Origin of the sequence: Methanocella arvoryzae MRE50, from assembly GCF_000063445.1 — an archaeon.
GTDB classification, from domain to species: domain Archaea; phylum Halobacteriota; class Methanocellia; order Methanocellales; family Methanocellaceae; genus Methanocella_A; species Methanocella_A arvoryzae.
On sequence record NC_009464.1, the window covers coordinates 1,562,338 to 1,585,649 of the forward strand.

General features: G+C 54.4%; 21 protein-coding genes and 1 tRNA gene. 11 read left to right on the forward strand and 11 right to left on the reverse strand.

The features are described 5' to 3' along the window. Positions 1 to 199 precede the first annotated feature (199 nt). Positions 200 to 859, forward strand: a complete 660-nt coding sequence (locus RCI_RS07850; protein WP_012035890.1) for a stage II sporulation protein M — start codon at positions 200 to 202, stop codon at positions 857 to 859. On the opposite strand, the gene RCI_RS17610 is transcribed toward RCI_RS07850, so the two are convergent. Next, the gene (locus RCI_RS17610) at positions 856 to 1,044 is read right to left on the reverse strand and encodes a thrombospondin type 3 repeat-containing protein (RefSeq protein WP_394296434.1); all 189 of its coding nucleotides are present in this window, start codon (positions 1,042 to 1,044) and stop codon (positions 856 to 858) included. The two genes, RCI_RS07850 and RCI_RS17610, sit on opposite strands and share 4 nt — an antisense overlap. Before the next feature lie 57 nt (positions 1,045 to 1,101). Between RCI_RS17610 and nadA the strand changes: the two genes are divergently transcribed. Together nadA and hypD are read left to right on the forward strand one after the other, a co-directional pair. Next, positions 1,102 to 2,004, forward strand: coding sequence for a quinolinate synthase NadA (gene nadA, locus RCI_RS07855; RefSeq protein WP_012035891.1), 903 nt, complete (start codon positions 1,102 to 1,104; stop codon positions 2,002 to 2,004). Between the two features lie 7 nt (positions 2,005 to 2,011). Further along, the gene (hypD, locus tag RCI_RS07860; protein ID WP_012035892.1) at positions 2,012 to 3,085 is read left to right on the forward strand and encodes a hydrogenase formation protein HypD; all 1,074 of its coding nucleotides are present in this window, start codon (positions 2,012 to 2,014) and stop codon (positions 3,083 to 3,085) included. A 147-nt stretch (positions 3,086 to 3,232) separates the two neighbouring features. On the opposite strand, the gene RCI_RS07865 is transcribed toward hypD, so the two are convergent. From RCI_RS07865 to RCI_RS07885, 5 genes are all read right to left on the reverse strand, one after another. Further along, positions 3,233 to 4,168 carry a hypothetical protein gene (locus RCI_RS07865; protein ID WP_048198264.1) on the reverse strand — a complete coding sequence of 312 codons (936 nt, stop codon included), beginning with the start codon at positions 4,166 to 4,168 and terminating at the stop codon, positions 3,233 to 3,235. A 117-nt stretch (positions 4,169 to 4,285) separates the two neighbouring features. Then, a tRNA-Ala gene (locus tag RCI_RS07870) sits at positions 4,286 to 4,357 on the reverse strand. Positions 4,358 to 4,512: 155 nt separating this feature from the next. Beyond that, positions 4,513 to 4,782 (reverse strand): elongation factor 1-beta, encoded by a 270-nt coding sequence (locus tag RCI_RS07875; RefSeq protein WP_012035894.1) that lies wholly within the window; start codon positions 4,780 to 4,782, stop codon positions 4,513 to 4,515. Between the two features lie 6 nt (positions 4,783 to 4,788). Continuing rightward, positions 4,789 to 4,962: an HVO_2753 family zinc finger protein gene (locus RCI_RS07880; RefSeq protein ID WP_081477379.1), complete on the reverse strand. Its 174-nt coding sequence runs from the start codon at positions 4,960 to 4,962 to the stop codon at positions 4,789 to 4,791. A 76-nt stretch (positions 4,963 to 5,038) separates the two neighbouring features. Continuing rightward, positions 5,039 to 6,226, reverse strand: coding sequence for an argininosuccinate synthase (locus RCI_RS07885; RefSeq protein WP_012035896.1), 1,188 nt, complete (start codon positions 6,224 to 6,226; stop codon positions 5,039 to 5,041). 929 nt (positions 6,227 to 7,155) lie between these two features. On the opposite strand from RCI_RS07885, the gene RCI_RS07890 reads away from it, so the two are divergent. From RCI_RS07890 to RCI_RS07900, 3 genes are read left to right on the forward strand one after another with little or no spacing between them, the layout of a single operon-like run. Continuing rightward, entirely contained in the window at positions 7,156 to 7,500 is a 345-nt protein-coding gene (locus RCI_RS07890; protein WP_012035897.1) for a PadR family transcriptional regulator, read from the forward strand. Beyond that, a complete protein-coding gene (locus tag RCI_RS15745; RefSeq protein WP_012035898.1) occupies positions 7,501 to 8,637 on the forward strand; it encodes a DUF4097 family beta strand repeat-containing protein in 1,137 nt (378 codons plus the stop codon). A gap of 31 nt (positions 8,638 to 8,668) precedes the next feature. Continuing rightward, positions 8,669 to 9,547 (forward strand): DUF4097 family beta strand repeat-containing protein, encoded by an 879-nt coding sequence (locus RCI_RS07900; protein ID WP_012035899.1) that lies wholly within the window; start codon positions 8,669 to 8,671, stop codon positions 9,545 to 9,547. A 100-nt stretch (positions 9,548 to 9,647) separates the two neighbouring features. Here RCI_RS07900 and RCI_RS17500 read toward each other — a convergent pair whose 3' ends face one another. The 4 genes from RCI_RS17500 to RCI_RS07915 all read right to left on the reverse strand — a co-directional run bounded on the left by RCI_RS17500 (position 9,648) and on the right by RCI_RS07915 (position 15,231). Then, on the reverse strand, positions 9,648 to 9,779 hold the full coding sequence (locus RCI_RS17500; protein WP_269446494.1) for a hypothetical protein: 132 nt from the start codon (positions 9,777 to 9,779) through the stop codon (positions 9,648 to 9,650). A 314-nt stretch (positions 9,780 to 10,093) separates the two neighbouring features. Beyond that, positions 10,094 to 13,336, reverse strand: a complete 3,243-nt coding sequence (gene carB / locus RCI_RS07905; RefSeq protein WP_012035901.1) for a carbamoyl-phosphate synthase large subunit — start codon at positions 13,334 to 13,336, stop codon at positions 10,094 to 10,096. Then, positions 13,329 to 14,402, reverse strand: a complete 1,074-nt coding sequence (carA, locus tag RCI_RS07910) for a glutamine-hydrolyzing carbamoyl-phosphate synthase small subunit (protein ID WP_012035902.1) — start codon at positions 14,400 to 14,402, stop codon at positions 13,329 to 13,331. The genes carB and carA overlap by 8 nt, the downstream gene beginning before the upstream one ends. Positions 14,403 to 14,766: 364 nt before the next feature. Further along, positions 14,767 to 15,231, reverse strand: coding sequence for a hypothetical protein (locus RCI_RS07915; RefSeq protein ID WP_012035903.1), 465 nt, complete (start codon positions 15,229 to 15,231; stop codon positions 14,767 to 14,769). 357 nt (positions 15,232 to 15,588) lie between these two features. On the opposite strand from RCI_RS07915, the gene RCI_RS07920 reads away from it, so the two are divergent. Next, entirely contained in the window at positions 15,589 to 17,145 is a 1,557-nt protein-coding gene (locus RCI_RS07920; protein ID WP_231844973.1) for an IS1634 family transposase, read from the forward strand. 972 nt (positions 17,146 to 18,117) lie between these two features. Here the strand turns inward: RCI_RS07920 and RCI_RS07930 are convergent. Next, positions 18,118 to 18,897, reverse strand: coding sequence for a helix-turn-helix transcriptional regulator (locus RCI_RS07930; RefSeq protein ID WP_012035906.1), 780 nt, complete (start codon positions 18,895 to 18,897; stop codon positions 18,118 to 18,120). Positions 18,898 to 19,281: 384 nt separating this feature from the next. On the opposite strand from RCI_RS07930, the gene RCI_RS07935 reads away from it, so the two are divergent. The 4 genes from RCI_RS07935 to RCI_RS07950 all read left to right on the forward strand — a co-directional run bounded on the left by RCI_RS07935 (position 19,282) and on the right by RCI_RS07950 (position 23,247). Continuing rightward, entirely contained in the window at positions 19,282 to 20,205 is a 924-nt protein-coding gene (locus tag RCI_RS07935) for a class II fructose-bisphosphate aldolase (RefSeq protein WP_012035907.1), read from the forward strand. Positions 20,206 to 20,221: 16 nt separating this feature from the next. Beyond that, complete coding sequence (locus RCI_RS07940) at positions 20,222 to 21,259, forward strand: 6-phosphofructokinase (RefSeq protein WP_012035908.1); 1,038 nt, start codon at positions 20,222 to 20,224, stop codon at positions 21,257 to 21,259. 61 nt (positions 21,260 to 21,320) lie between these two features. Beyond that, positions 21,321 to 21,989, forward strand: coding sequence for a hypothetical protein (locus RCI_RS07945; protein ID WP_012035909.1), 669 nt, complete (start codon positions 21,321 to 21,323; stop codon positions 21,987 to 21,989). Between the two features lie 115 nt (positions 21,990 to 22,104). Next, complete coding sequence (locus tag RCI_RS07950; protein ID WP_012035910.1) at positions 22,105 to 23,247, forward strand: Vgb family protein; 1,143 nt, start codon at positions 22,105 to 22,107, stop codon at positions 23,245 to 23,247. Positions 23,248 to 23,312 lie beyond the last annotated feature (65 nt).

Consider the following 23,312-nt stretch of genomic DNA (forward strand, 5'->3'; position numbering starts at 1 on the left):
TACCTGTAATGATGGCCAGCACAGCGCAGCGTTCGACAACGTTCACGGGCTCGGGGATAGGAAGGCATCACATCGACCGCCTGCCTTTCTTCCAGCCTTTTATGCACGTCAATATTATATATATTAATATTTTAATCTAAGTTCGTATGGTCGGCATGGACAGAGGCAACCGGCTCCCGGTTTCCACGGAGGGGGCACAGTGACGTTCGAGAACAGGATACCTGGGCCCCGGGACTTCGCGGGGTACGTCTACAGGCTACGCTGGCACCTCGGGGCAATCATCTTGCTGTTCGCCCTGTTCATGGCCATGGGCTTTGCGGTCGCCGCCGTTTACCCGGCGTTCACCGAGAGTACCATCTCGGGATTTCAGGAGGAAGTGAGCCCGCTCAAGGAAATGTCCGCGCTGGGATTGACGCTGGCCATCTTCGAGAACAACGTCATCAAGTGCTTTTTGACTGTAGTGCTGGGCCTGGCGCTGGGCATCGCGCCGATCATCTTCATCATCGCCAACGGGTTCGTCATCGGCATCGTGGTCGGGGCCACGTTCGTCAAGACCGGGATACTCTACGTGATCGTCGGCATCGTGCCCCACGGGGTCATCGAGATGCCGATGGTGTTCATTTCCGCGGCCATAGGCCTGAAGCTGGGAACGGACATGATGAGGGCGATCCTGTCCGCGACGGGCTCGGTGTTCAAGATCGACGCGCTGACGAAGCTGGACAGCGGGGCGAAGTACATCTGGAAGGACCTTCGAGAGGCGTTGCTGGTGTTCATCTTCTGGATCGCGCCACTCCTGCTCATCGCCGCGTTTCTGGAGACCTTCGTGACCGGGACACTGCTGTACCTGCTCACCGCTTAAGAATAGCAGACCTCGCCCCTGACCTCTGGCGAATTGATGTCGAAGATCGTCGGATCCTCGCCGTAGAGAGCCTCCTCGCCACTCAGGATGAAGTCGCCGTCCGAGTCAGCCTCCTGTGGGTTAGTACCGTTCAGAACTTCGTCGCCGTCGCTGATGCCATCGTTGTCGCAGTCGCCGGCATACAGTTAAGTTTAATGCGTAGCACGTCTATTTTACTCCAAAACTCCCAAGAGAAGTGTATTATGAGCCTCGCAGAAGAGATCTTAAAACTTAAAAAAGAGAGGAAGGCGGTCATCCTCGCCCACAACTACCAGCGGGGCGAGGTGCAGGATATCGCCGACTACTGTGGCGATTCTTTTGGCCTGAGCCAGAAGGCCGTGGAGGTCGACGCCGAAGTGATAGTGTTTTGCGGCGTGGACTTCATGGCGGAGTCCGCCGCCATCCTGAACCCGGACAAGATCGTGCTCAACCCTAAGCCTGAGGCGGGCTGCCCGATGTCGGCGATGATTACGCCGCTGCAGCTGCAGCTCTTCAAGAAGGAGCACCCAGACGCGGCCGTGGTTTGCTATGTCAATTCTTCCGCGGCGGTCAAGGCGGAGAGCGACGTGTGCTGCACGTCCTCCAACTCCATTAAGATCGTCAACGCGCTGGAGCAGGACGAGGTCCTGCACGTGCCGGACTACAACCTGGCGATGTATACCCAGCGTTTCACTAAGAAGAAGATCTACCCGTGGAACGGCTTCTGCCCGACCCACCACCAGATCACCGCCGGGGACATCCTGATCTCTAAGATGGACCACCCCGGGGCGGAGGTCATCGTGCACCCGGAGTGCCGGCAGGAGGTCATCGACCTCGCGGACGGCGTCTATTCCACGGACGGCATGCTCAAGTATGCGAAAACGACTACGAAGGACCTGGTCATCGGCACCGAGGTGGGCATCATCCACCGGCTCAAGAAGGAGAACCCGGGAAAGAACTTCTACCCCGTCTCCAACTACGTGGTCTGCCCCAACATGAAGATGAACACTCTGGAGACGATCAGGGACAGCCTCCGGGACATGAAGACCGAGATCAGGATACCGGAAACTATTCGTACCGGGGCGAAAAAAGCACTGGACAGAATGCTGGAAATCGGCAGAGGCTAGAGGAATTATGACAGGACAGGAGCAGGCGGCAAAAGCCCTGGCCGGGCAGATCGAGAAGCTCGCGGCCGGGAGAGAGATCAAGATCATGCACGTGTGCGGCACCCACGAGTACACCATCACCAAGAGTGGCATTCGCTCGCTGTTGCCGGCCAACGTGAAGGTAGTCATGGGCCCCGGGTGCCCGGTGTGCGTCACCCCCCAGAGCGAGATCGACGCGTGCGTCGAATTAGCCGAGCAGGGCAAGATCATCTGCACCTACGGCGACCTGTTGAGAGTCCCGGGCACTAAGTCCTCGTTATACGACACCGTCGGAGACATCCGCATCGTCCAGAGCATCGCCCAGGCGGTCGACATCGCCAGGCAGACTCCGGACAGGGAAGTAGTATTCATGGCCGTGGGCTTCGAGACCACCGCCCCGACCACCGCTGCTGTATTATTGTCAAACCCGCCCGAAAACTTCTCCATCATCGTCTCCCACAGGCTCGTCCCTCCCGCCATGAAGTGGCTGATGCAGCAGGGCGAGGCCAACCTGAACGGCTTCCTCTTACCGGGCCACGTGTGCACAGTCATGGGCATCCACGAGTATGAGGCGTTCCCCGTGCCCCAGGTCATCGCAGGGTTCGACGCCATGGAAGTCCTGTACGGGCTGTACTTACTGGTCAAGCAGATCGTCGAGGGCCGTGCGGTCGTGGAGAACGCTTACGCCAGGGCCGTCAAGCCCGAGGGCAACCTAAAGGCGCAGAAGATGATGGCAGAGGTCTTCGAGCCCTGCGACATCATGTGGAGAGGCTTCCCCGTCATCCCCGATTCGGGCTATAAGCTGAAGCCCCAGTTCGAGAAGTACGACGCCCTGAAGAAGTTCGGCATCGAGCTCAAAGACGTCAAGTGCACCACCGGATGCCTGTGCAACGAACTGCTGAGGGGAGTAAAAGAGCCGACCGACTGCAAGCTGTTCGGCAAGGCCTGCACCCCCCTGAAGCCAGTGGGCGCATGCATGGTCTCGACCGAGGGCGCCTGCCGCATATGGTACACCTACGGCAAGGCACACAAGATAGTCCAGACCACCCCGACGAGCCCCTGAAAAGAGGGCTTCGTCTTATCCTTTTTATAAGATTTAGGGCATAAGAAGCGGATGCTCTTTGCCTGCCTGTAAGATTTCGTAGAAAAAAAGAATCAGGAGGAGCCTTGAAATAAGGCCCCCTGTTTAGACCTTAAACTTTTATGGCCATCAGGCCTTGATGAACCGCCAGGAGTCAGTCATGTCTTTGACGCAGGTGTTCAGATCACCCTTTGCGTTCAGGATCATATAGTCGCCCTGGTAGTTGATCTGGTACGCGTCAAAGCCGGCTATGGTGTTCCCGATGAGCTCGTACTGGTTCTTGTACTGCTGCTTCTCGGTCTCGTTGAGCGTCCGGTTAAAGTGGAGCACGGCCTGGTAGTGGTACTTGCCCTCTTCGGCAGCAGGGGTGATGCCTGCGTAGTACCGGTCAGAGGCGTTGAGCAGGGACGTGGTGCCCACGACCGCCAGGCGGGCGTCGGTGGCGTTGACCGGGTAGCCCTTCAGCTGTACGATGAGATCGTAGTAGTTATCGTAGGAGCTCCGGTTGCCGGGGTTGGACCAGTACAGGATCATGTCGGCGACATTCTGGATCCTGCCGCTCACGGTAGGCCTCGTCTCCGAGTAGGTGTAGAGCGAGTTGATAGCCCGCATGGGAACGCCCTGGTAGGTGGTCTGGTTGGGGTTCTTGATGACGTACTTAGGCCCGAAGTCGGTGATCGACACCCACTGCTCTGCGAAGGGGCCGAAATATTCCTCGGGGTAGTTGACCAGCAGGTCTTTCTGCGGCTGGCCGCCGAACGTGTTCGGGTCCGGAATGCTGCCGCTCAGGTTACTCATAGTCCAGTCGCCAATTCCGGCGTCAGACTGGATGTCCGCATACCTGACGTAGTCCGCTCCCGGAGGTACGATCACAAGGCCATCCACGATGGAGTTGAACCTGATCTCAGTGACAGGGTTATCCGATACGTCGGAGGGGGGACTGGTGAAGATCGCGAAGATCGATAACACCATGATCAGTATGAGGAAAACCGGTATGGCTACCTTCATCCAGTTCTTTTTGCCTGCGCCCTTCTGAGGGGCCTTTTTACCGCCTTTTGATGCCATAATCATTGCCTCTGATGCAACGGGAATAACAGGAACGGCATAATAGATAAATTTTGGGAGGGTCTGTCAGGGAGCCTTTTTGAAAAAGGCTCCCTGGCAGACCCTCCCAAAACTTAGTGGACCCTGCGGGAATTGAACCCGCGGCATCTACGTTGCGAACGTAGCACTCTACCCCTGAGTTAAGAGCCCAGTTTTGCAAATACAAATAACATTTGTACTATAAATACTATTCGCGGGCATTTACGCCCTCTGCAAGCGAGCGAGGCGAGCGCATAAAAGGCGAAGCCTGTAGGACCTCTCAATGATCCCCAGGCGCCCTTTCTGCCTTAGCCTTAGCCTTAGCCTTAGAATGCCCTGCCGGTGGCTTCGACGTTGACGCTCTCGACGCCGGGTACCTTCGACCAGGCTTCTTCGACTGGCTCGGTGCCGCCTTCGCTGTCGTCGACGGTGACGGTGGCCATGATCGCCTTCAGGCCGAAAGCGATGGGCTTGAGTTCGAATTTCTGGAATTTGGTGCCTGCCGGCACTGCTGCCTTGAGCGCATCCATGAGCTCGTTTAAGTCACGGTCTGCGCTGTCCGGCATGACTCTGATAGACGCTACTACGTCTGCCATAGTGGCTCACGGCCCCTGGAAACCGCACTTCGGGCATACGTACGGGTTGGACTGCTGCCTGCACTTTCCGCACCGGCCCATGTCTTCTCCGCATATGGGGCACTTGAACTGGGCTGCGCCTTCGCCGGTCAGGTTGACCTTGCAGGAGACACACTTGCTTACCTGTTTACCTTCTGCCATGTTCATTTCTCCTTTAAATAATCATGATGCGACTTGCGTATAGTACACACTCTCTTATAAGCGTTACTGTACTACTTTAACGTTTTTCGTTCAGCTTCTTGTACAGCCGGGCCTGGAAGCCGTGGAACTTGCAGTAGCCTTCCGCGTCCTTCTGGTCCAGCGTCTTGCCGTCGAAGGACACCAGCTCTTCGCTGTACAGCGCCGTCTTCGACTCTCTGGCGACCACCATGCAGCTGCCTTTGTAGAGCTTTACCTTAACGGTGCCGTTCACTCTCTCCTGGGTGCGGTCGATGAAGGCGTTCAGGTCGTCGAACAGCGGCTCGTCGACGAGGCCCATGTAGCCGAGCTCCGCCCACTGGGAGTCCACGGTTTCCTTGAACTTGAGCTCCGCCCTGGTGAGGCAGAACTTTTCGAGGTCCTTGTGTGCCGTTAGCAGTACTGTGGCCGCGGGGTGCTCGTAGTTTTCCCTCGCTTTCAGGCCGAGCACCCGGTCTTCCATCATGTCGGTCCTGCCGACGCCGTGCTTGCCGGCGATCTTCTGCAGCGCCTGGATGAGGGCTACGCCGCCCATCTTTTTGCCGTTGAGCGACACGGGGACGCCTTTTGCGAAGCCGATCGAGACGATCTCGGGCTTTTCCGGGGCCTTTAAGGGGTCCTGGGTCCACTCGTAGATGTCTTCGGGGGGTATGAATCCCGGGTCCTCCAGTTTACCGCCTTCTATGCTGCGGGACCAGATGTTCTCGTCCACGCTCCAGGGCTTGGCCTTGGTCGCTACTACGGGGATCTTGTGCTTCTTAGCGTACTCGATCTCCCACTCCCTGGTGAGGTTCATCTCCCTCATGGGGGCGACGACGGGAAGGTCGGTCTGGCGGAAGACGGCCTCGAACCGGAGCTGGTCGTTGCCCTTGCCGGTGCAGCCGTGGCCGAAGGCGTCGGCCTTCTCCTTTTTGGCGATCTCGACGCACTTCTTCGCGATGAGGGGGCGGGCCATGCTGGTGCCGATCACGTAGCCCTCGTACATTGCGTTGGCCTTGATCATCGGGAAAATGTAGTCGCGGACGAACTCGTCCTTGGCATCTATAGTATAGTGCTTGTCAGAGATCAGTTTGGCTTTCTTCGTCGCGGTCTCGATCTCTCCGGGGGGCTGGCCCACGTCGACGGTGACCGTGATCACCTTGTCAAAGCCATAGTTCTCCTTCAGCAGGGGGATGCACACGGAGGTATCCAGGCCTCCGGAATACGCTAAAACGACCTTCTTGACCATAGTCTTCCTTCGACATCGTAAATAATGTTAGAGAAGATAAAACTTTGGGCAGCGGCTTCGCCGCAGAGAGATCTGGTTCGATATTATACACGGGCCGAAGGCCCGGGCCCGCCCGGGAAAAAGCTGTAAAATGGGAGGTACTGTATAAAACAGTTTCGCACAAAAGGGTTATAAGTACAGCGATTTTCTTCAGGCACGGATAAAAATAATGATATAATCTACCATTGGAAAGACTTTTACAGCTAGTAACGAAAACTATATATACTAAGGCTTGCATTTGGAATCATCCATGAAGCCGCAGGGTCAGTGCTTCAAGGACAATTTCAGAACTCCATACATACCAACTCCGAAGTAAAAACGAAAAACAAAAACGGGAAACAAGGTTCCCTAACCAAAATATACCGCAACCATATATACCCCATGGAGATCGTATGAGGGCCGAGAACACCTAACCGCCGGCCCATACGTTATCCTCCGGTACTGGCTCCATAAATGCAGGTGGATGCCTACTCTTACCAGCTGATGTGCGCAGGCTGGTCGCTGCAAGCTAAACTATCCGGCGGCCAAACCCTCCTCCCGTATGCATGCGCCGTCCGCTAAAAACGCCAAACACGCAAACACCGACACCCAAGTCCGCACGGACCTCATGTCCGTCATAATTATACCTCACCTCAAAAACGGACTTAGCCATCATCCACTGACTCAATGACGAGCCACCTGCAATGGTAAAGCTAGTACGGGAGTTTTTTCTTATGTTTAGAGCCTTTGGCTCGGGCTATTTTGAAGCTATTTTGAACTTTCCATCGCCACTTGATTTTGAGCCAAATGCTCCAGGCGCCAGTAATTTATTTATACTTAGAGTCATACAGTATGGTACGTCACACAAGCATATGTGTAGTATATAGTAGTATCATTTAGAGTGATGTACAATGGCCGATATAATGGATCGGTTTGAGACCGAAGTGAAGAGAGGCGTCATTCAGGTGGCCGTGATGTGCCTCCTGGAAAAAGAGCTGTATGGCTACGATATCATCAAGCATCTCAAGGATGTCGGCCTGGCGGTGGAGGAGGGTACGCTGTACCCGATTCTGCGGAGGCTCGACGACGAGAAGATCCTCACCAGCCGGTGGGAGACCAGCGGCCCGAGGCCGAGGAAGTACTACGTGATTACGGAAAATGGCAGGGTTATCAGAGAAAAGCTGCTGGAGTCACTGAAGTCGGTTACCCAGGCGCTGGATACCCTGGAATCGCAGATGACGGCAGGTGATGCGTAGATGTACGACAGGCTGATTGACGATTATCTAAACAAAGTTACCAAAGGCATGGGGCACAAGCAGCGGGACGATGTCAGGAACGAGCTGCGGTCCCACATTCTGGACAGCGCGGACGCACTCGCGGCGGAGCGGAACACCGCGGTGAACGAATCTATCGTACGCGAGGTCCTCGCGAGGATGGGGCCCGCCGAAAAGATCGCGGCAGGCTACCCGGTGAAGGATGGCGGAGTATTCAGAGACAGGTTCGTCCTCATAATAGGAGGCATCATTGCCCTGGTCCTGATCCTGGCAGTACTGGCAGTACTGGCGGCAGCGGCGGGAGCCTGTGCGTTCCTCTCTTTAGCCCCGGTGCAGAACGTCGGCTTGGCGGGCTTCGCAATTGAGCAGAAGGAGTATAATGCCAGCCACGCGGCAGCGGACAGAATAGAGCTGGACGTTAGCACGTTCAACGGCGCTGTGGAAGTGCTCCCGTCGGACGGAGACACGGTAGACGTAAAGGTAGTTATGCATGCCCCAGAGGGACGCATCGGGGAGATCACTGCTGACGCTAATTTCGGGGGAGACAACGAGAGCATGAAGGTCAACGTCGACGTCAGGCGCCTGACTTCTGACGTGGTCGCCGCCGGCTTCGGCAACCTCGGCGGCAACGTATACGTTTACGTTCCGGAGGAGTCGCTGTACGATATAAACGTGCGGACATCGAACGGCCGGGTTCACGTTGGCAATTTCAGCGGCGAGGCGCTGAAGCTCCAGACCAGCAACGGCGGCATCACGGTTGAGGGCGGCGACTACAGCCGCATCGATGCGAAGACCAGTAACGGCAGGATCGTCGCTAAGTACAACGCTACGGATGTCGTGTTCGAGACCTCCAACAGCGGCATCGACCTTGACACCACGCAGCCGGCCGGCAGCCTGAGGGCGATCACCTCCAACGGCAGGATATCGGTCGATCTGCCGGATACGGCAGGCTTCTCGATCGAAGCGTCGACTTCGAACGGCCGCATCAGGCACGCTGCCTTCCCGATGGTGCTGACCACAGAGGAGAGCAACCGTATCGCCGGGCATACGGCAGGCAACTATACAGAGGCCTTCTCTGTGTACTTGCGCACATCCAACGGCGGGATAGAGATCGTTTAAGAGTTTCAATACAGATCAGAGGAAGTAATAAATGATAGATAAGGTCATCTTCGCCATTCTGGCGATCATCGGAATCCTGGTCCTGCTCTTCGGAGGAATCGGATTCTGCGGGCTGTGCATGTTCGCGAACAACGTCCAGACAAACACGTTTAATGTAGATCACAGGGAAGTCACGACCAGTCACGCTGCGGCCGAGAACGTCGAGATATACGTCGATACACTCGGGGGCAACGTCGTCATCGAAGAGTCTGCTGGAGACAGGATCGAGGTCACCTATGATGTGTACGCGCCTGCAGGGAGGCTGGACGACATGCTGGCCAGCACGAAGAGCGTGCGGGTAGACGACAACACGACCCGCATCACCGCTGTGGTAGAGCGCAGGCCGGGCACATCGATCATCTCAGGCAACTGGGGCGCCCACGTCACCGTAACGGTCCCCCGGAACTCCTCGTATGCCCTCGACCTCCACACCATGGGCGGCGACATCACTGTGCCTTCTCTCCACGGTAAGAAGGTTTACATGGATACCATGGGCGGCAAGCTCAGGCTCGACGGCGGCAGGTACGAGACAGTGTACATGAACACTATGGGCGGAGATATCATCGCAACTTACGAGGCGTCTAACGTGACCCTCCGTACTCTCGGCGGCAGGATCGACGTCGATGCATCCCAGACCACGGGCAAGCTCGATGTGGACACAATGGGCGGAGACATAGATGTCAGGCTGCCGGCAGGCACGTTGTTCACCGTCGACGCCTCGACCATGGGCGGCAAAGTGTCCCACGGCTCCATCCAGATGAACGCTACTGAGAAGACTAAAACGAAGCTGGTCGGCCAGACCTACGGCGGCGCAGGCTCGCTGGATATCAGGCTGAGCACGATGGGCGGAGATATCGAGATAAGCTACTGAGCTTATCTCCTTCTTTTTTAAGAGTAAGAATTTGGAGAGGCTATCGGCCTGCGGCCGAAAGCTGGTAAAAACAGATGACTGCCACCCTATACGCAGTATTTTACTTCTTGACCATATCGAGGTTGGAGTACAGCGTGAACGAGTACACCAGGCACCCGATGCATGCTATGGCAGCGGCGCCGCCTAAGTAACCATCCAGGCCAAGGATAGGAGACTGAGGTGAGATTAGCAAAGCTGCCGATCCGATAAACAAAACTGTGGCCAGAGGCACTCGTATCCATGATATCATAATTGTTACTACCCGGGCCGTCAGTGTGCACGGCCGCTAAATAGACATTATAGGAGGAAGTACAAATTCTTTTTTATTTTCCGGCCGTTTTTTATCATATTATCAAGCGTTCCGGAGAAAATCTTCGAGAGCCGCTCCTGAACAGAAAATCGCCAGACTGAACAGGGATCTGCATACGGAAGGTGGAGAGACAGGCTGCTCTGCCTGGAAAAATCGAAAAAGTGGTGTGGGGCGAATACCCGCCCCTATTGCTAATTTTACTCTTTGGCGGCGTCTATGACGGGGGCAACGGGCCTGTCCATGTCCAGGTACTCGTTGAGAGACCTGATGGTGGGCTTGCGTCTGCCCATGGCGTTGATGGCGTCGGCGGATGCCTTCGCAGCCTGCAGGGTGGTGGCGTACGGCACCTCGTAGTCGACTGCCGCGCGGCGGATCTGGAAGCCGTCCATCCTGGCCTGCTTGGACGTCGGGGTGTTGATGACCAGCTGGACCTTGCCTTCCCTCATCAGGTCGATGACGTTGGGGCTGCCTTCGGAGACCTTGAGCACCTGCCTGATGGGTATTCCGTGGGACTCGAGGAACTCCTTGGTGCCGGCGGTGCCGATTAGTTGCAGGCCGTTGTCGTGGAGGATCTTGGCGATCTTCACCATGTGCTCCTTGTCTGCGTCCCGGACGGACATGAAGATGGTGCCCTCCTGAGGCAGCGAGTTGAAGGCTGACAGTTCGGCTTTGAAGAACGCCCTGCCGAAGTCGAGGTCGATGCCCATGACTTCTCCCGTGGACTTCATCTCGGGGCCGAGCACCGGGTCTGCGCCGGGCAGCTTGTCGAAGGGCAGCACGACTTCTTTGACGGAGACGTGCCTGGGCTTCGGCTCTTCCGTGTAGCCCAGGTCCTTTAGCGAGTGGCCGATGATGGCCTTTGCAGCCAGCTTTGCGAGGGGGGCTCCGGTGGCCTTGCTGACGAACGGGATCGTCCTCGAGGACCGGGGGTTTGCCTCCAGCACGTAGACCTTGCCATCCTTGTAGGCCATCTGCAGGTTGATGCAGCCCACTACCCGGAGGGCGAGCGCGATCTTCCTCACGATGACCCGGACCTGGTCCATTACATCGGGGGACAGCGACTGGGGCGGGATGACACAAGCGGAGTCGCCGGAGTGGATACCGGCCTCCTCGATGTGCTCCATGATGGCGCCGATCAGGACGTCCTTGCCGTCGCACACCGCGTCCACGTCGATCTCTACTGCGTTCTCCAGGAAGTCGTCGATAAGGACGGGATGCTTGCGGCTGACCTTGACCGCTTCGGTCATGTACCGCTCGAGGTCGGCCTCGTCGTAGACGACCTCCATGGCCCTGCCGCCCAGCACGTACGACGGCCTCACGAGGATGGGGAAGCCGATTCTGCGGGCGACCGCCTTAGCATCGTCGATGGAGTAGGCGATGCCGCTTTCCGGCTGAAGGATGCCCTGCTCCTTCATCAACCGGCTCCACAGGTCCCGGTCTTCGGCGATGTTCATGTCGTCCGGGCTGGTGCCTATGATGACGGTATTAAGGTCTTTCCTGCGGTTCAGCTCCATCTGGAGGGGGATGGCCAGGTTTACTGAGGTCTGGCCGCCGAACTGGACCATGACGCCGAAGGGACGCTCCTTCTCGATGATGTTCATCACGTGCTCCAGCGTGATCGGCTCGAAGAAGAGCTTGTCAGACGTGTCGAAGTCGGTCGACACGGTCTCGGGGTTGTTGTTGATGATGTGCGCCTCGATGCCCGATTCCCTGAGAGCCTGGACAGCGTGCACAGTACAGTAGTCGAACTCGATGCCCTGGCCGATTCTAATCGGGCCGGCGCCGATGATGAGCACCTTCTTCCTGTCCGAGGGCGCGAGCTCGCATTCCTGCTCGTAGCAGGAATAGTAGTAGGGCGTGCTGGCCGCGAACTCCGCGGCGCAGGTGTCCACCATCTTGTACGTGGGGATGATGCCGAGCTTATGCCTCAGGTCGCTGATCTCCTCCTGGGTGACTCCCCGGATCTCGGCGATCCACTCGTCCGTAAACCCTAACCGCTTCGCCTTCAGCAGGAGGTCCCGGTCGAGCGGGGCGGACTTCAGCTTCTCGGCCATGTCGACGATGTTCTTGATCTTGAGGATGAACCATGGGTCTATGTTGGAGAGCTTAGCGATCTCCTCCACGGTGAACGCTCCGGTGCGGAGCGCCTTGAAGATGACGAACATGCGCTCGTGGGTAGGTTTCGACAGGATCTCCGCCATCTCGTCCTTGGACCAGTTGCCGTAGCCCCAGAACTCGCTGATGTCCAGGGAGTTGAGCGCCTTCTGCAGCGCCTCTTCGTAGGAGCGGCCGATCGCCATGACTTCTCCGGTGGACTTCATCGAGGTGGTGAGGTGCTTGTCCGCGGTCTTGAACTTGTCAAAGGGCCAACGCGGGATTTTTACAACCACGTAGTCGATGGTCGGCTCGAAGGAGGCAGGGGTCTCCATGGTGACCTTGTTCCTGATCTCGTCCAGCCGCAGGCCGATGGCGATCTTGGCGGCGATCCGGGCTATTGGATAGCCCGTGGCCTTGCTGGCCAGCGCGGAAGACCTTGAGACACGGGGGTTGACTTCCACTATGCGGTAGTCCCCGTCCTTCCAGGCGAACTGGATGTTGCACCCGCCCTCGATTCCCAGGGCCCTGATGATCTTGATTGCCGCCGTGCGCAGCTTCTGGTGGTCTGCGTCGGACAGCGTCTGGGACGGCGTCACGACGATGGACTCGCCGGTGTGAATCCCCATCGGGTCGACGTTCTCCATGTTACAGATAGTGATGCAGGTGTCGCTGGCGTCCCTCATGACCTCGTACTCGAACTCCTTCCACCCGAGGATGCTCTCCTCGACGAGGATCTGGTGAATGCGGGAGCGCTTGATGCCGATCTCTGCGATCTGCCTTACCTCTTCTATGGTGCGGGCGACGCCGCTGCCGGTGCCGCCTAAAGTGAAGGCGGAGCGGATGATCATCGGCAGGCCCAGCGTTTCGACCGCCTTGACCGCCTCTTCTACGGAGTGGCAGGGGATGGACCTCGGCACCTTCTCGCCGATGCTCTCCATCGCGTGCTTGAACCGGTCCCGGTCCTCGGTATCGTAGATTGCCTTGAGCGGCGTTCCCAGCAGTTTGACGTTGAACTTCTCCAGCACGCCCATCTCGGCCAGCTCGCTGGTGATGTTGAGGCCGGTCTGACCTCCGAGGCCCGCGATGATGCCGTCGGGGCGCTCCTTCTCGATGATCTGGGCGACGACCTGCGGCGTAATAGGCTCGACGTACACGGCGTCGGCCATCTCCGGGTCAGTCATGATGGTCGCCGGGTTGGAGTTGACCAGGACGACCTGGATGCCCTCTTCCCTCAACGAGCGGCAGGCCTGGCTGCCGCTAAAGTCGAACTCGGCGGCCTGGCCGATGAGGATGGGCCCCGAGCCTATTAATAATACTTTCTTGATGTCCGTTCTCTTAGGCATGGTGACCACCTATCCTCTGTAACATTGAGTCGAAGAACCAGTTCGTGTCCTGCGGCCCCGGGTTGGCTTCGGGGTGGTACTGGACGCTCCAGACCTTCAGCGCGTCGTTCTTCATACCTTCGACTGTGCCGTCGTTGGCGTTGACGTGGGTGATTTTGATGTCCCTGCCATCGATGCTCGCGGGGTCCACCGCGTAGCCGTGGTTCTGGCTGGTGATGTAGACCTTGCCGGTCTCGAGGTCGATGACCGGCTGGTTGGCGCCCCTGTGACCGAATTTTAACTTGTAGGTGCTGGCGCCGAGGGCCAGGGAGGCGATCTGGTGGCCGAGGCAGATGCCGAAAATCGGGAGCTGGCCGGCCAGCTTTTTTGCGACCGCTATGCCGTTGGTCGCGTTCTCCGGGTCGCCCGGCCCGTTGGAGAGCAGTATGGCATCGGGCTGGTAGCCCATGACCTGTTCGGCGGACGTGGTGGCAGGTACTACGATGGTGTGGGCGCCCCTGTGGGCCAGGTTGTCGACGATGGACCGCTTCACGCCGAAGTCCATGACCACCACCCTCGGGCCGTTGCCCGGTATCTCGTAAGGCTGCCTGCAGGTGACCTGGTTGACGATGTCCTTCGGGAACTGCCACTTTCTGGCCAGTTCGCAGGCCTTCTCCCCATCATCGCTACCCACGATCATGGCCGCGCGCATGGTGCCTGCCGTCCTGATCCGGATGGTCAGCATGCGGGTATCGACCTCGCATATGCCCGAGGCGTTCTCGTCGTCCAGGAACTGGCTCAGGTTACGGGTAGAAAGGTTATGAGAAGGATGATCGCAGCGCTCCCGGATCACGAGGCCTTCGGCCTTGATGCCGGAAGACTGAAAACTGGCTTTATTAACGCCGTAATTGCCGATAAGAGGATATGTAAAAAGCAGTATCTGGCCTTTGTACGAAGGATCTGTAAGCGCTTCTTCGTAGCCCGTGGTTGGTGTAGCGAAGACCAGTTCGCCGCACGTCACGCCCTCTTTTCCGAAACCATCACCGACCACATAAGTCCCGTCTTCCAGTCCTAATACTGCCTTCATTGTAGTGTACCTGTGGTAGATACTAGCATTTTGGTTATATATTTTGCGATTCGCTTCGCGAATATAAGAGCCGATTTTGAAATACGGCCGCCGACAGTCGAAATTTTAGGAAATGGCTTGCATAAAGTCGATTTAAGCTGATGCTGGACAGTTATACAGGGCCAGATAGATACATGGAACTGAAATACTGGACCGGACGCGTTTTAGAGCGTAAGTTTTCTTCCGCATACTGAAAAATAGGCTAAATTGCGTACTATTGACGATAAGCGCGATAGTGTTGACTCAGATAGGAAATAGGGCCGAAGACTTGCGGTCGTTTGAAAAGACCCGAGCTTGATCAAGGAGTCGAGGATGAGACATGCGATTATGTATCGCTCCGGGTAGCCGGCCTTTTTCGGAACATGTCGAATATTTTTGGCGCAAGACAAAGCAAAATCACCACATATCCAGGCAGGATGACAGTTTTACTATCTACAGGAACGTTAAGTATTCCCAGGAAGATTAATCCGATAAACCATATGATAATGCCCGATACGACTGGTATGAGATAACTGATGTCACGTTTCAGCATCGCTGCCCGTTCAGTTCCTCTCAGATACAACATCATGAACGCAGTGTGACAAAGGATGGAGATCACCGCGATCATTCCAAAAGCAACCCATAGCATCACTGCCCACAGGTTGATCGTATTAATGATAACAGGAGTTTTATCAGCATCACCATAAACGCTGATAGTCGCAATCAGGATGCTTATCAGCCAGAGATAGCATATGATTAATGCTACCAGCTGGCTTGCAATTTCTACCAATACCACTTTTATGTTAGCCATTATTTACCACATCATTATCACAGTTGATCTGTCGAATAAAAATGTAAACCATGATACAATTAGTACCATGGTTTATTTTACTTATTATCTAATATGGATCACTAATACCGGCATTATTCCATTCAGTATATCCACAAATCCTGAAATAATCGGGGAAGAAGGAATATGTGAAGTACACCCATTGGAAAGCCCAGTGTTTTGCATAGAAGAACCAAATACAGTTCTGTTCATCGGTACATCCTGAGTTCCCGGTTTTTGGTAATATCCTGATTTTTTAATGTAGTTAGTGTATGCCGATCTATCTATCCGTAACCTTTATCATGTTATGTTATCAATTGGTAACATGTGGAGAGTTTTGTGCAGGTGCGGAAACGGGGAGGGCAGGAGTACCTCTATGAAGTAACCCCGTATTATGATAAAGAGAAGAAACAGATACGGCAGACGGTGAAATACCTGGGCAAGAATGTTGACGGTAAACCGGTGAAGGTCAGAGAGACAGCCAAAAAGCCTCGGAGGGCTCTAGGTTACGGGGAATTCCAACCACTCCTAAAGATCGTTGAGGAGCTGGGATTAAAAGAGATCCTGCAGGATGAACTCCCTGATAGGGATGTTAAAACCGCTCTGTTGTTAGCTTTTAACCGTGTCCTCAGGCCGGTCAGCATGAGGAACGTGGAATCATGGTACGAGGCATCTTATCTCTCGGAGCAATCCGAGTTCCGGGATCTCCAGACTACGAGTCAACGGTTGAGCGAATTCCTGGAACGTATCGGTGAAAGCGACGCCTCTACAGGATTGTTCAAAGGTATGATCCAACGGTTTTCCACCGGTGCTTTGATCTACGATCTTACCAGTCTCAGCAGTTACTCTAAACTGATCAACATGTTGGAGTATGGGTATAACCGGGATGGATTGAGCACTGCACAGGTCAATCTCAGCATTGTTACAGATAAGGACTCGGGCATCCCCCTCATGTACGATGTTTACCCGGGTAGCATCGTCGATGTATCCACCCTGTTCAATACCGTCCGAAGGATCAAGGATCTGGGAATCGCCAGGTATACCATGATTATTGACAGGGGTTTCTTTAGTAAAGATAATCTCCAACTGCTCTTTGATGAAAATGTAGTATTTGTCATTCCTGCCAGCACCACTCTGAAATCGGTTAAAGAAATGATCACCAGTTTGCATGATGATATCAAGGACCCGGACAACCTTCGGAAGTACCATGACACGGTCATCTTCGTCAAACCGGTATCCATTGACGTTGACGGCCTCGTGGTGAAGGGCTATTATTATTACGACAGGAACCGGGAGAATCTGGATACCAACCTGTTTTACAAACGATTGTATAATGTCGTGGACGAACTGAAAAACAGGCATATCAAAAATCCATATGATACTGAACGGATCGTGCGCAGTATCGCGGGCAAACTGTACAATTACATCGAAGTTCAACGAAACATCGATTCCAGCCTCACCGTCACGATCAAGAAGAACGCGGTGAGTCAGCGGATCAACCGGATGGGCAGGTACATCCTCTGCTATCACGGGGAGATGACCTGGGAAGAATGCCTCCGCACATACAAGGAACGGGATCAGGTCGAGAAACGATTCCACCACTTGAAGAACGATCTTGATGCTGTGCCTTTGAATGTGAGAAAAGAATCTACGATGAAAGGATTCCTATTCATCTGCTTCCTCGCCTTGATATTGAGAATGCGCCTTCAGAAACACCTCGAAGAAACCCGACTCGATAAAAAGTATTGCGTCGAGGACCTGATCCTGGAACTCGAAAAAATACACATGATCAAACTCGAGGACGGAGACTGGCTACTGTCAGAACTGACCAAGAAACAGAAAGACATCATCGAACGCATGAGCCTTGAATCATGTTACCAAAAAACCGGGAAGTGAGGTTATTATCAATAGGTGTAACGGTGGTTTTTGTTATATATGAATTGTTTTCATTATTTGTCACAGAAAAAGTTATTTGTGTTTGCATTATGTTATTTTTGGTCAGATCAACGTATTCTGAATGGTAGATATATTCACCGTCATTTAAGTTATATTCTTGACCATCCATGGCGATTTGTGCTGCAATGCACCCACATATAAGGATAGTTAATAATATCCCGATCAGTATCGTAATTTTATAGTTCACTTATGATTCCCCCTATAGATCCTTATAATCATTAATACGATTACGATTAATATGCTAAATATTAATATTGATAATAGTGAGTCTTCAACGTTAGTTGACCTAGATATGCCAATATAAAATGAAATTAATATGCACATTAATCCTAAAAATAATAAGGATTTATTAATAAGTTTATTTTTGATTTGCATGGGATTTTTAATGTGTATTAAAATTATTATATATCCAATTGATGCAAATAATATATATAAATTATAAAATATAATACTATACATAAATAAAATAAGTAATATAACAAATATAAAATAATAAAAAATTTTAAAAGTTTTACTCATATTATTCCTCGATTTATATTCATTGAGTATTTACCCACAATCATGGCTATCGTACTGATCACATCCCCACTGATTGCCAGTACTGCATAGGTAATCTGAACATGTACATCCAGCTATCCAACCAGATGCTCCAAATCCGAATACAAGCGCTACGCAAAGGCGCTGTAGCCTCATGAATATCAGATCAGATGCTTGCAAGAAAAGTACTTAGATTTCAAGTACTTATATTTATCACATCATAATTTTTGCGAAAAAAATACTCGCTTATTAATGCATTATAAACAATTATGATACGAGTATAATATCATGTAACATTAGAGCCGCCATGATAATACGTTATTATTCAAGTGCATGAAGCCGTTGAAGATAATTCAAATAAAAAGAGCTTATTCATCAGGGATTTCTTATCTCCCGCGACTTTTGTCGGTAATGCTCGAAAAGCTCCTCTCCCCACCTTATCGCCGGCGGCCCGAAGCTCATCAGGCTGGTCGAGACATCGAAAGCTCCGTTTTTACACAGGGACAGGGTCGTGAAGGTGTCCGTGACGGCAAACGCCAGCCGTGCGTCATCCGTCACATACAGCCGAGCATTATCATGCTCTAAATATGCTTCGAGTGCATCGGCATACTCCTTCTCCAGTACCTCGAAAATGTTCTCGGTAACAATAACTGAAACGGGTACTTTTCTGCCTGCCATCGATAAAACGAGCTCTGGATAACGCGAGTCAAAAACCGAAGAGATGACTGAGATCTTTTCCGACTTTGACAGCTTATCAACTACCTCGCTGAAGGTTGCCGTTATGTTCTCCAAACTATTCTCAATCAGCGTGCAGTCACCCAGATCCTCGATCCTGTGTAGCAAGCTCTCAGGTACCGGGGATAAGTCGTGCTCGTTTAAAAACTGCTCGTTTTTCCCGATAAGCCTCGCAAGAGCATCTAGCCTACGCAGATTTTTCGCCAGGATCGATCCGGTAGAGGTTAAGCGGAACTTACCATCATTCTTGATAACCAGATTATTACTTTTAAGCTTGTTAAGCTGCGGAATCAGGTTCGAAGGCCTCACGTTTAAATATTCTTCCAGCTCTGTCAACGCTGATGGCCTTTCCAGCAACTGAAGCACAAGATTTTTTCTCACTTCAGAGTTAAGGACTAATTTTTGCAAGCATTCGGACATAATTATCTACCAGCCTCACCTTTTTCCACAGAAAGAATTTACTTCAATGGCCTACCGGGTTATTTACAATTATTTGTATAACAAGCAGTTGTTTATAAATTATGGTCAATCTGGTAAAATTTATAAAAAGCGATTCCGCATATGCCGATCTCTCCTGTAAACAGCTTAAGGATACGGTGAAGAAGGGCCGTAAAAACTGGCGATTTCCCGCCATGTTCCGTTTTAGTCCCCGGAATCGTAGATCAAGTTTTAAATGCCCGCGCAGTAAAACTTATTAGTGAAAATAACTGCCATAATAGCCAGTCGCTTAGGCTACAAACGATTAATATATTCGACCTTCATAGATAGACATATCAGTGAAACGAACCCACGGAGAATAATCCTATGACGTTTGCTACTTTAAAGGAAGTGCTGGACACGGCCAAGGCCGGCAAGTACGGTGTTGGCGCTTTTAATATTAACAACATGGAGATCGCCAAGGCGATCGGTAACGCGGCCAAAGAAGAGAAGTCGCCGGTAATTCTGGCAGTATCTCCGAGTGCCATCAAATACGCGGGCATCGAGTACATCTACGAGATCGCCAGGGTCACCGCCGTGAAGTCCAAAGTGCCCACAGTGCTCCATTTAGACCACGGCACCGAGTTCAAGGACTGCGTCCAGTGCATCAGGCACGGCTGGTCCTCCGTCATGTACGACGGCTCAAAGCTGCCCTTCCAGGAAAATATTGCGATGACGAAGAAGATCGTCGAGTTCGCCCACGCAGCCGGCGTCTCCGTCGAGGCCGAGCTGGGCAAGCTGGCCGGAGTCGAGGGCCACGTCTCGGTATCGGAGAAGGATGCCATTTTTACCAACCCTGAAGAGGCCAAGATCTTCGTCGAGCAGACCGGCGTGGACGCTCTCGCAGTAGCCATCGGCACGTCCCACGGAGCATTCAAGTTTAAGGGCGAAGCCAACCTCGACTTCGAGCGGCTGCAGAAGATCGAGAAGCTGGTCGGCATCCCCATAGTGCTCCACGGCGCATCGGGCGTCCCCAAGGAAGTGCTGGAGAAGGCAGCGAAGTATGGGGCCAAGCTTCCGGGAGCCGCAGGCGTCCCGAACGACGCCATCCAGAAGGCCATCAGCCTCGGCGTGGCCAAGATCAACATCGACACCGACATCAGGCTCACCATGACCGCGGCCATCAGGCAGGTGCTCACTGAGCACCCGGAGGAGTTCGACCCCAGGAAGATCTTCGGCCCCGCGGAAGAGGCGATGAAAGAAGTGGCGAAGGGCAAGATGAGGCTCTTCGGCAGCTCCGGAAAAGCCTGATCACAGGGTGATTTTCATGGCAGACATCAAAAAGATAGGCATTTTAACCGGCGGCGGCGACTGCCCGGGCCTCAACGCAGTAATAAGAGCTGTGGTGTTCAAGGCCATCGACAACGGCTGGGAAGTAGCAGGCGTCAAGTACGGCTGGAAGGGCATGCTCAACGCCGATACCGTTCCTCTCACTAAGAAGGACGTCGAGGGTATCCTGCCGCTGGGCGGCACCATCCTTAAAACCAGCAGGACTAACCCGTTCAAGGTCGAGGGTGGAGCGGAGAAAGTCATCGAGAACGCGAAGAAGATGGGCATCGACTGCCTCGTCGCCGTGGGTGGAGAGGATACCCTCGGCGTGGCCAATAAATTAACAAAGATGGGTTTCGCCTGCGTGGGCGTGCCCAAGACCATCGACAACGACCTCGGCGCTACCGACTACACGTTCGGCTACCAGACTGCGGTGCAGATCGCGTCCGACGCGATGGACAGACTGCACACTACAGCGAAGAGCCACGATCGAGTGATTGTGTGCGAGGTCATGGGCAGACATGCGGGCTGGATGACCACGGACGCCGGCATGTCGGCCAGCGCTCACTGGATCTTCATCCCCGAAGTCAAGGGCAGCGTCGACGAGTGCTGCAAGATGCTCAAAGCCCGGTACGAGAGAGGCGACCGGTACGGCATCATCGCCGTCTCCGAGGGCGCGCTGTTCTCCGACTTCGACGTGGAGGCGGCATCCAGGGAAACGGACGCCTTCGGCCACGTCAAGCTGGGCGGAGTCGCCAAGGCCCTGGCAAAGGAGATCGAGAAGCGCACCGGTTTAGAGACCAGAGAAGTCGTGCTCGGCCACACGCAGAGAGGCGGCTCCCCGCTTGCCTACGACCGGGTGCTGGGAACGAGGCTAGGCTACAAGGCCGTGGAGATGATCGAGAAGGGCCAGTTTGCCATGATGGCCTCTCTACGAGGCGAAAAGGTCGAGGCCGTGCCTATAGAGGAAGCGGTCAAGGAACTGAAGACCGTGCCGGAAGGCTACTACAAGGTCTCGAAGACGTTCTTTAATTAAAGAGGGCGGAGGCTGGTGGAGGCTTTATCATTGAGGCCTCCCATTCTTTTTCCAGGGTAGCATGAGTGACAGGTTCTTCATTTCTACGTGTGCAATAACTCTGGTATTCCTGGCGTGTCTGGCAGTGGTTATAGCCGGCGGAACCGGCCAGGATGGCGGATGGCAAACTTCGTCAGGGGACTACAGGCCAGCCTATACCCTGGACGCTCACCGATCGCATGCCGCAGACGCTTATTATCTGGAATGCGGCGCTATCCGGGAACGATTGACACTCGATGACTTAGCGACCCGGGTCCGGGAGCAGGGCGGCTTTACGTACAACCCCCTCTACGGCGCGACGCCGAAAAGCGGCTACGCTGTCTCGCTGCAGGGGTACAGCAGGGTCTTCGACAACAATGAGGCCGTGAGTGTGGAGCTGCGACAATACATGCTGGAGACCTGGCAGGAGATGGCTGACCCGGCACGGTACGCGGGCGGCTGGGCCGACGGCGGCAGGCTTTACCTCGACGTCAGCATCGTCCTGCAGGACGAGAGGGAAGCCCGGAAGACAGGCCGAGCCAATAACCAGACAGCCATCTACAGCCTGGGGACCAGCGAGTCAATATACCTGCAGGGCCCGGATGGCAGCTGGCTCATCGACGCCGAGGGAAACTGGCTGCCGGGGACCGGTTATTCGGGCAGCCAGAGCACCCTGGAAGAGCCCTCGCAGGCTGGACAGGGTGCGGCCTGAGCGGCGAATTCAAAAACTGCCCGGGTGACGAATCGGGGAGGCCGATACCTGCCGGATATACGGTGCAGATCTGTCAAGTATAATCTATTTATAGGATAGGGCTCGAGTCTGTTTAATGGCCGGACGCCGCCTGCTCATCCTGATCGCTTTAGCAATCGTATCGGCTGCCTTATTTTCGGCGATAGCTGCCGCCGATCAGACTTATTCAGTCACAGAGTACCCGCTGCCCGCAGAGAATGCCGGCGCCACCGCGATGGCCATCGATGCCTCTGGAGACGTGTGGCTAATCCAGGACAGCCCGCCCGTAATTTACCGCTTATCCCGGGAGAACGGGAGCTTTAGCCAGTATACGATCAAGGGCTTCGAGAACGCCGGCTTCTCCGGCCTGAGCGTCGACGCCGAGGGCAATGCGTGGTTCGCAGACCTGAAAGGCAACCGGGTGGGCGCCTACACGCCTGCTACGAACCACACTGCCACCTTCACGTTCCCCGGCCCAATGGCGCCTTCCAGCGTCATCAGGGAAGGCGACACGCTCTGGATAGGCTGCAAGGAAGAAGTCGGAGAGCTGAACCTGGTCACGAACGAGTTTTCCGACCACTTCGCCTACAAGATGGACTCGTACCTCTTCGACATCCACATCGACCGCCTCAGGAACGTGTGGTTCGTGGAGAACAAGGCAAACAAGGTCGGCACCTACTACCGCATGTACGACACAGTGCCTGAGTTCGAGATCCCGACCCCGGAGGCATATCCGACCTGCCTGTCCATAGACAGTGAAGGCAGGCTTTGGTTCGTCGAATCGGGCCCGAACAAGCTGGGCATGTTCGACACCGACCTGTTCAGCTTTGAAGAGTACAACATGACGACAGTGGACGGCCGGCTGCCGAAACTGGCATACCTGACCACGGTCAACGACAGCATCTGGGTGACTGACTCAGCCAATGGCAGAGTGCTCAAGTTCTACCCGGACGATGGCAGGTTCGCCGCTGCAGAACTCGGTAACGGCACCGTGCCGACGTTCATAGAGGCAGACGGCGAGGGTATTTTGTGGGTGTACGAAGCGAGCGGCAAAAAGCTTGCTTCCGTGAAAATCTTTGATGGATTCGGAGTGCCCACGCCGACACCGGCCCCGACGCCCGCTGCAACGCCTTTGCCCGCTACCACGCCGACCGCCATGCCAGCGCCTGCCCCTGGCTTTGAGTTCCTGATAGCAACCAGTGTACTGCTTGCTCTGATGCTGGTAAAAGCCAGAAGATAAACATGGTCCCGGCGCCATGACGCCTTGTTTTTAATTCGCCAGGACGCAAAGGCGCAGCGACGCAA

Excerpts from the sequence above, each read along its gene's own strand:
- nadA (WP_012035891.1), top strand. The coding sequence starts at position 1,102 with ATGAGCCTCGCAGAAGAGATCTTAAAACTTAAAAAAGAGAGGAAGGCG.
- hypD (WP_012035892.1), top strand. The coding sequence starts at position 2,012 with ATGACAGGACAGGAGCAGGCGGCAAAAGCCCTGGCCGGGCAGATCGAG.
- RCI_RS07865 (WP_048198264.1), bottom strand. The coding sequence starts at position 4,168 with ATGGCATCAAAAGGCGGTAAAAAGGCCCCTCAGAAGGGCGCAGGCAAA.
- RCI_RS07875 (WP_012035894.1), bottom strand. The coding sequence starts at position 4,782 with ATGGCAGACGTAGTAGCGTCTATCAGAGTCATGCCGGACAGCGCAGAC.
- RCI_RS07880 (WP_081477379.1), bottom strand. The coding sequence starts at position 4,962 with ATGGCAGAAGGTAAACAGGTAAGCAAGTGTGTCTCCTGCAAGGTCAAC.
- RCI_RS07885 (WP_012035896.1), bottom strand. The coding sequence starts at position 6,226 with ATGGTCAAGAAGGTCGTTTTAGCGTATTCCGGAGGCCTGGATACCTCC.
- RCI_RS07890 (WP_012035897.1), top strand. The coding sequence starts at position 7,156 with ATGGCCGATATAATGGATCGGTTTGAGACCGAAGTGAAGAGAGGCGTC.
- RCI_RS15745 (WP_012035898.1), top strand. The coding sequence starts at position 7,501 with ATGTACGACAGGCTGATTGACGATTATCTAAACAAAGTTACCAAAGGC.
- RCI_RS07900 (WP_012035899.1), top strand. The coding sequence starts at position 8,669 with ATGATAGATAAGGTCATCTTCGCCATTCTGGCGATCATCGGAATCCTG.
- carB (WP_012035901.1), bottom strand. The coding sequence starts at position 13,336 with ATGCCTAAGAGAACGGACATCAAGAAAGTATTATTAATAGGCTCGGGG.
- carA (WP_012035902.1), bottom strand. The coding sequence starts at position 14,402 with ATGAAGGCAGTATTAGGACTGGAAGACGGGACTTATGTGGTCGGTGAT.
- RCI_RS07915 (WP_012035903.1), bottom strand. The coding sequence starts at position 15,231 with ATGGCTAACATAAAAGTGGTATTGGTAGAAATTGCAAGCCAGCTGGTA.
- RCI_RS07930 (WP_012035906.1), bottom strand. The coding sequence starts at position 18,897 with ATGTCCGAATGCTTGCAAAAATTAGTCCTTAACTCTGAAGTGAGAAAA.
- RCI_RS07935 (WP_012035907.1), top strand. The coding sequence starts at position 19,282 with ATGACGTTTGCTACTTTAAAGGAAGTGCTGGACACGGCCAAGGCCGGC.
- RCI_RS07940 (WP_012035908.1), top strand. The coding sequence starts at position 20,222 with ATGGCAGACATCAAAAAGATAGGCATTTTAACCGGCGGCGGCGACTGC.
- RCI_RS07945 (WP_012035909.1), top strand. The coding sequence starts at position 21,321 with ATGAGTGACAGGTTCTTCATTTCTACGTGTGCAATAACTCTGGTATTC.
- RCI_RS07950 (WP_012035910.1), top strand. The coding sequence starts at position 22,105 with ATGGCCGGACGCCGCCTGCTCATCCTGATCGCTTTAGCAATCGTATCG.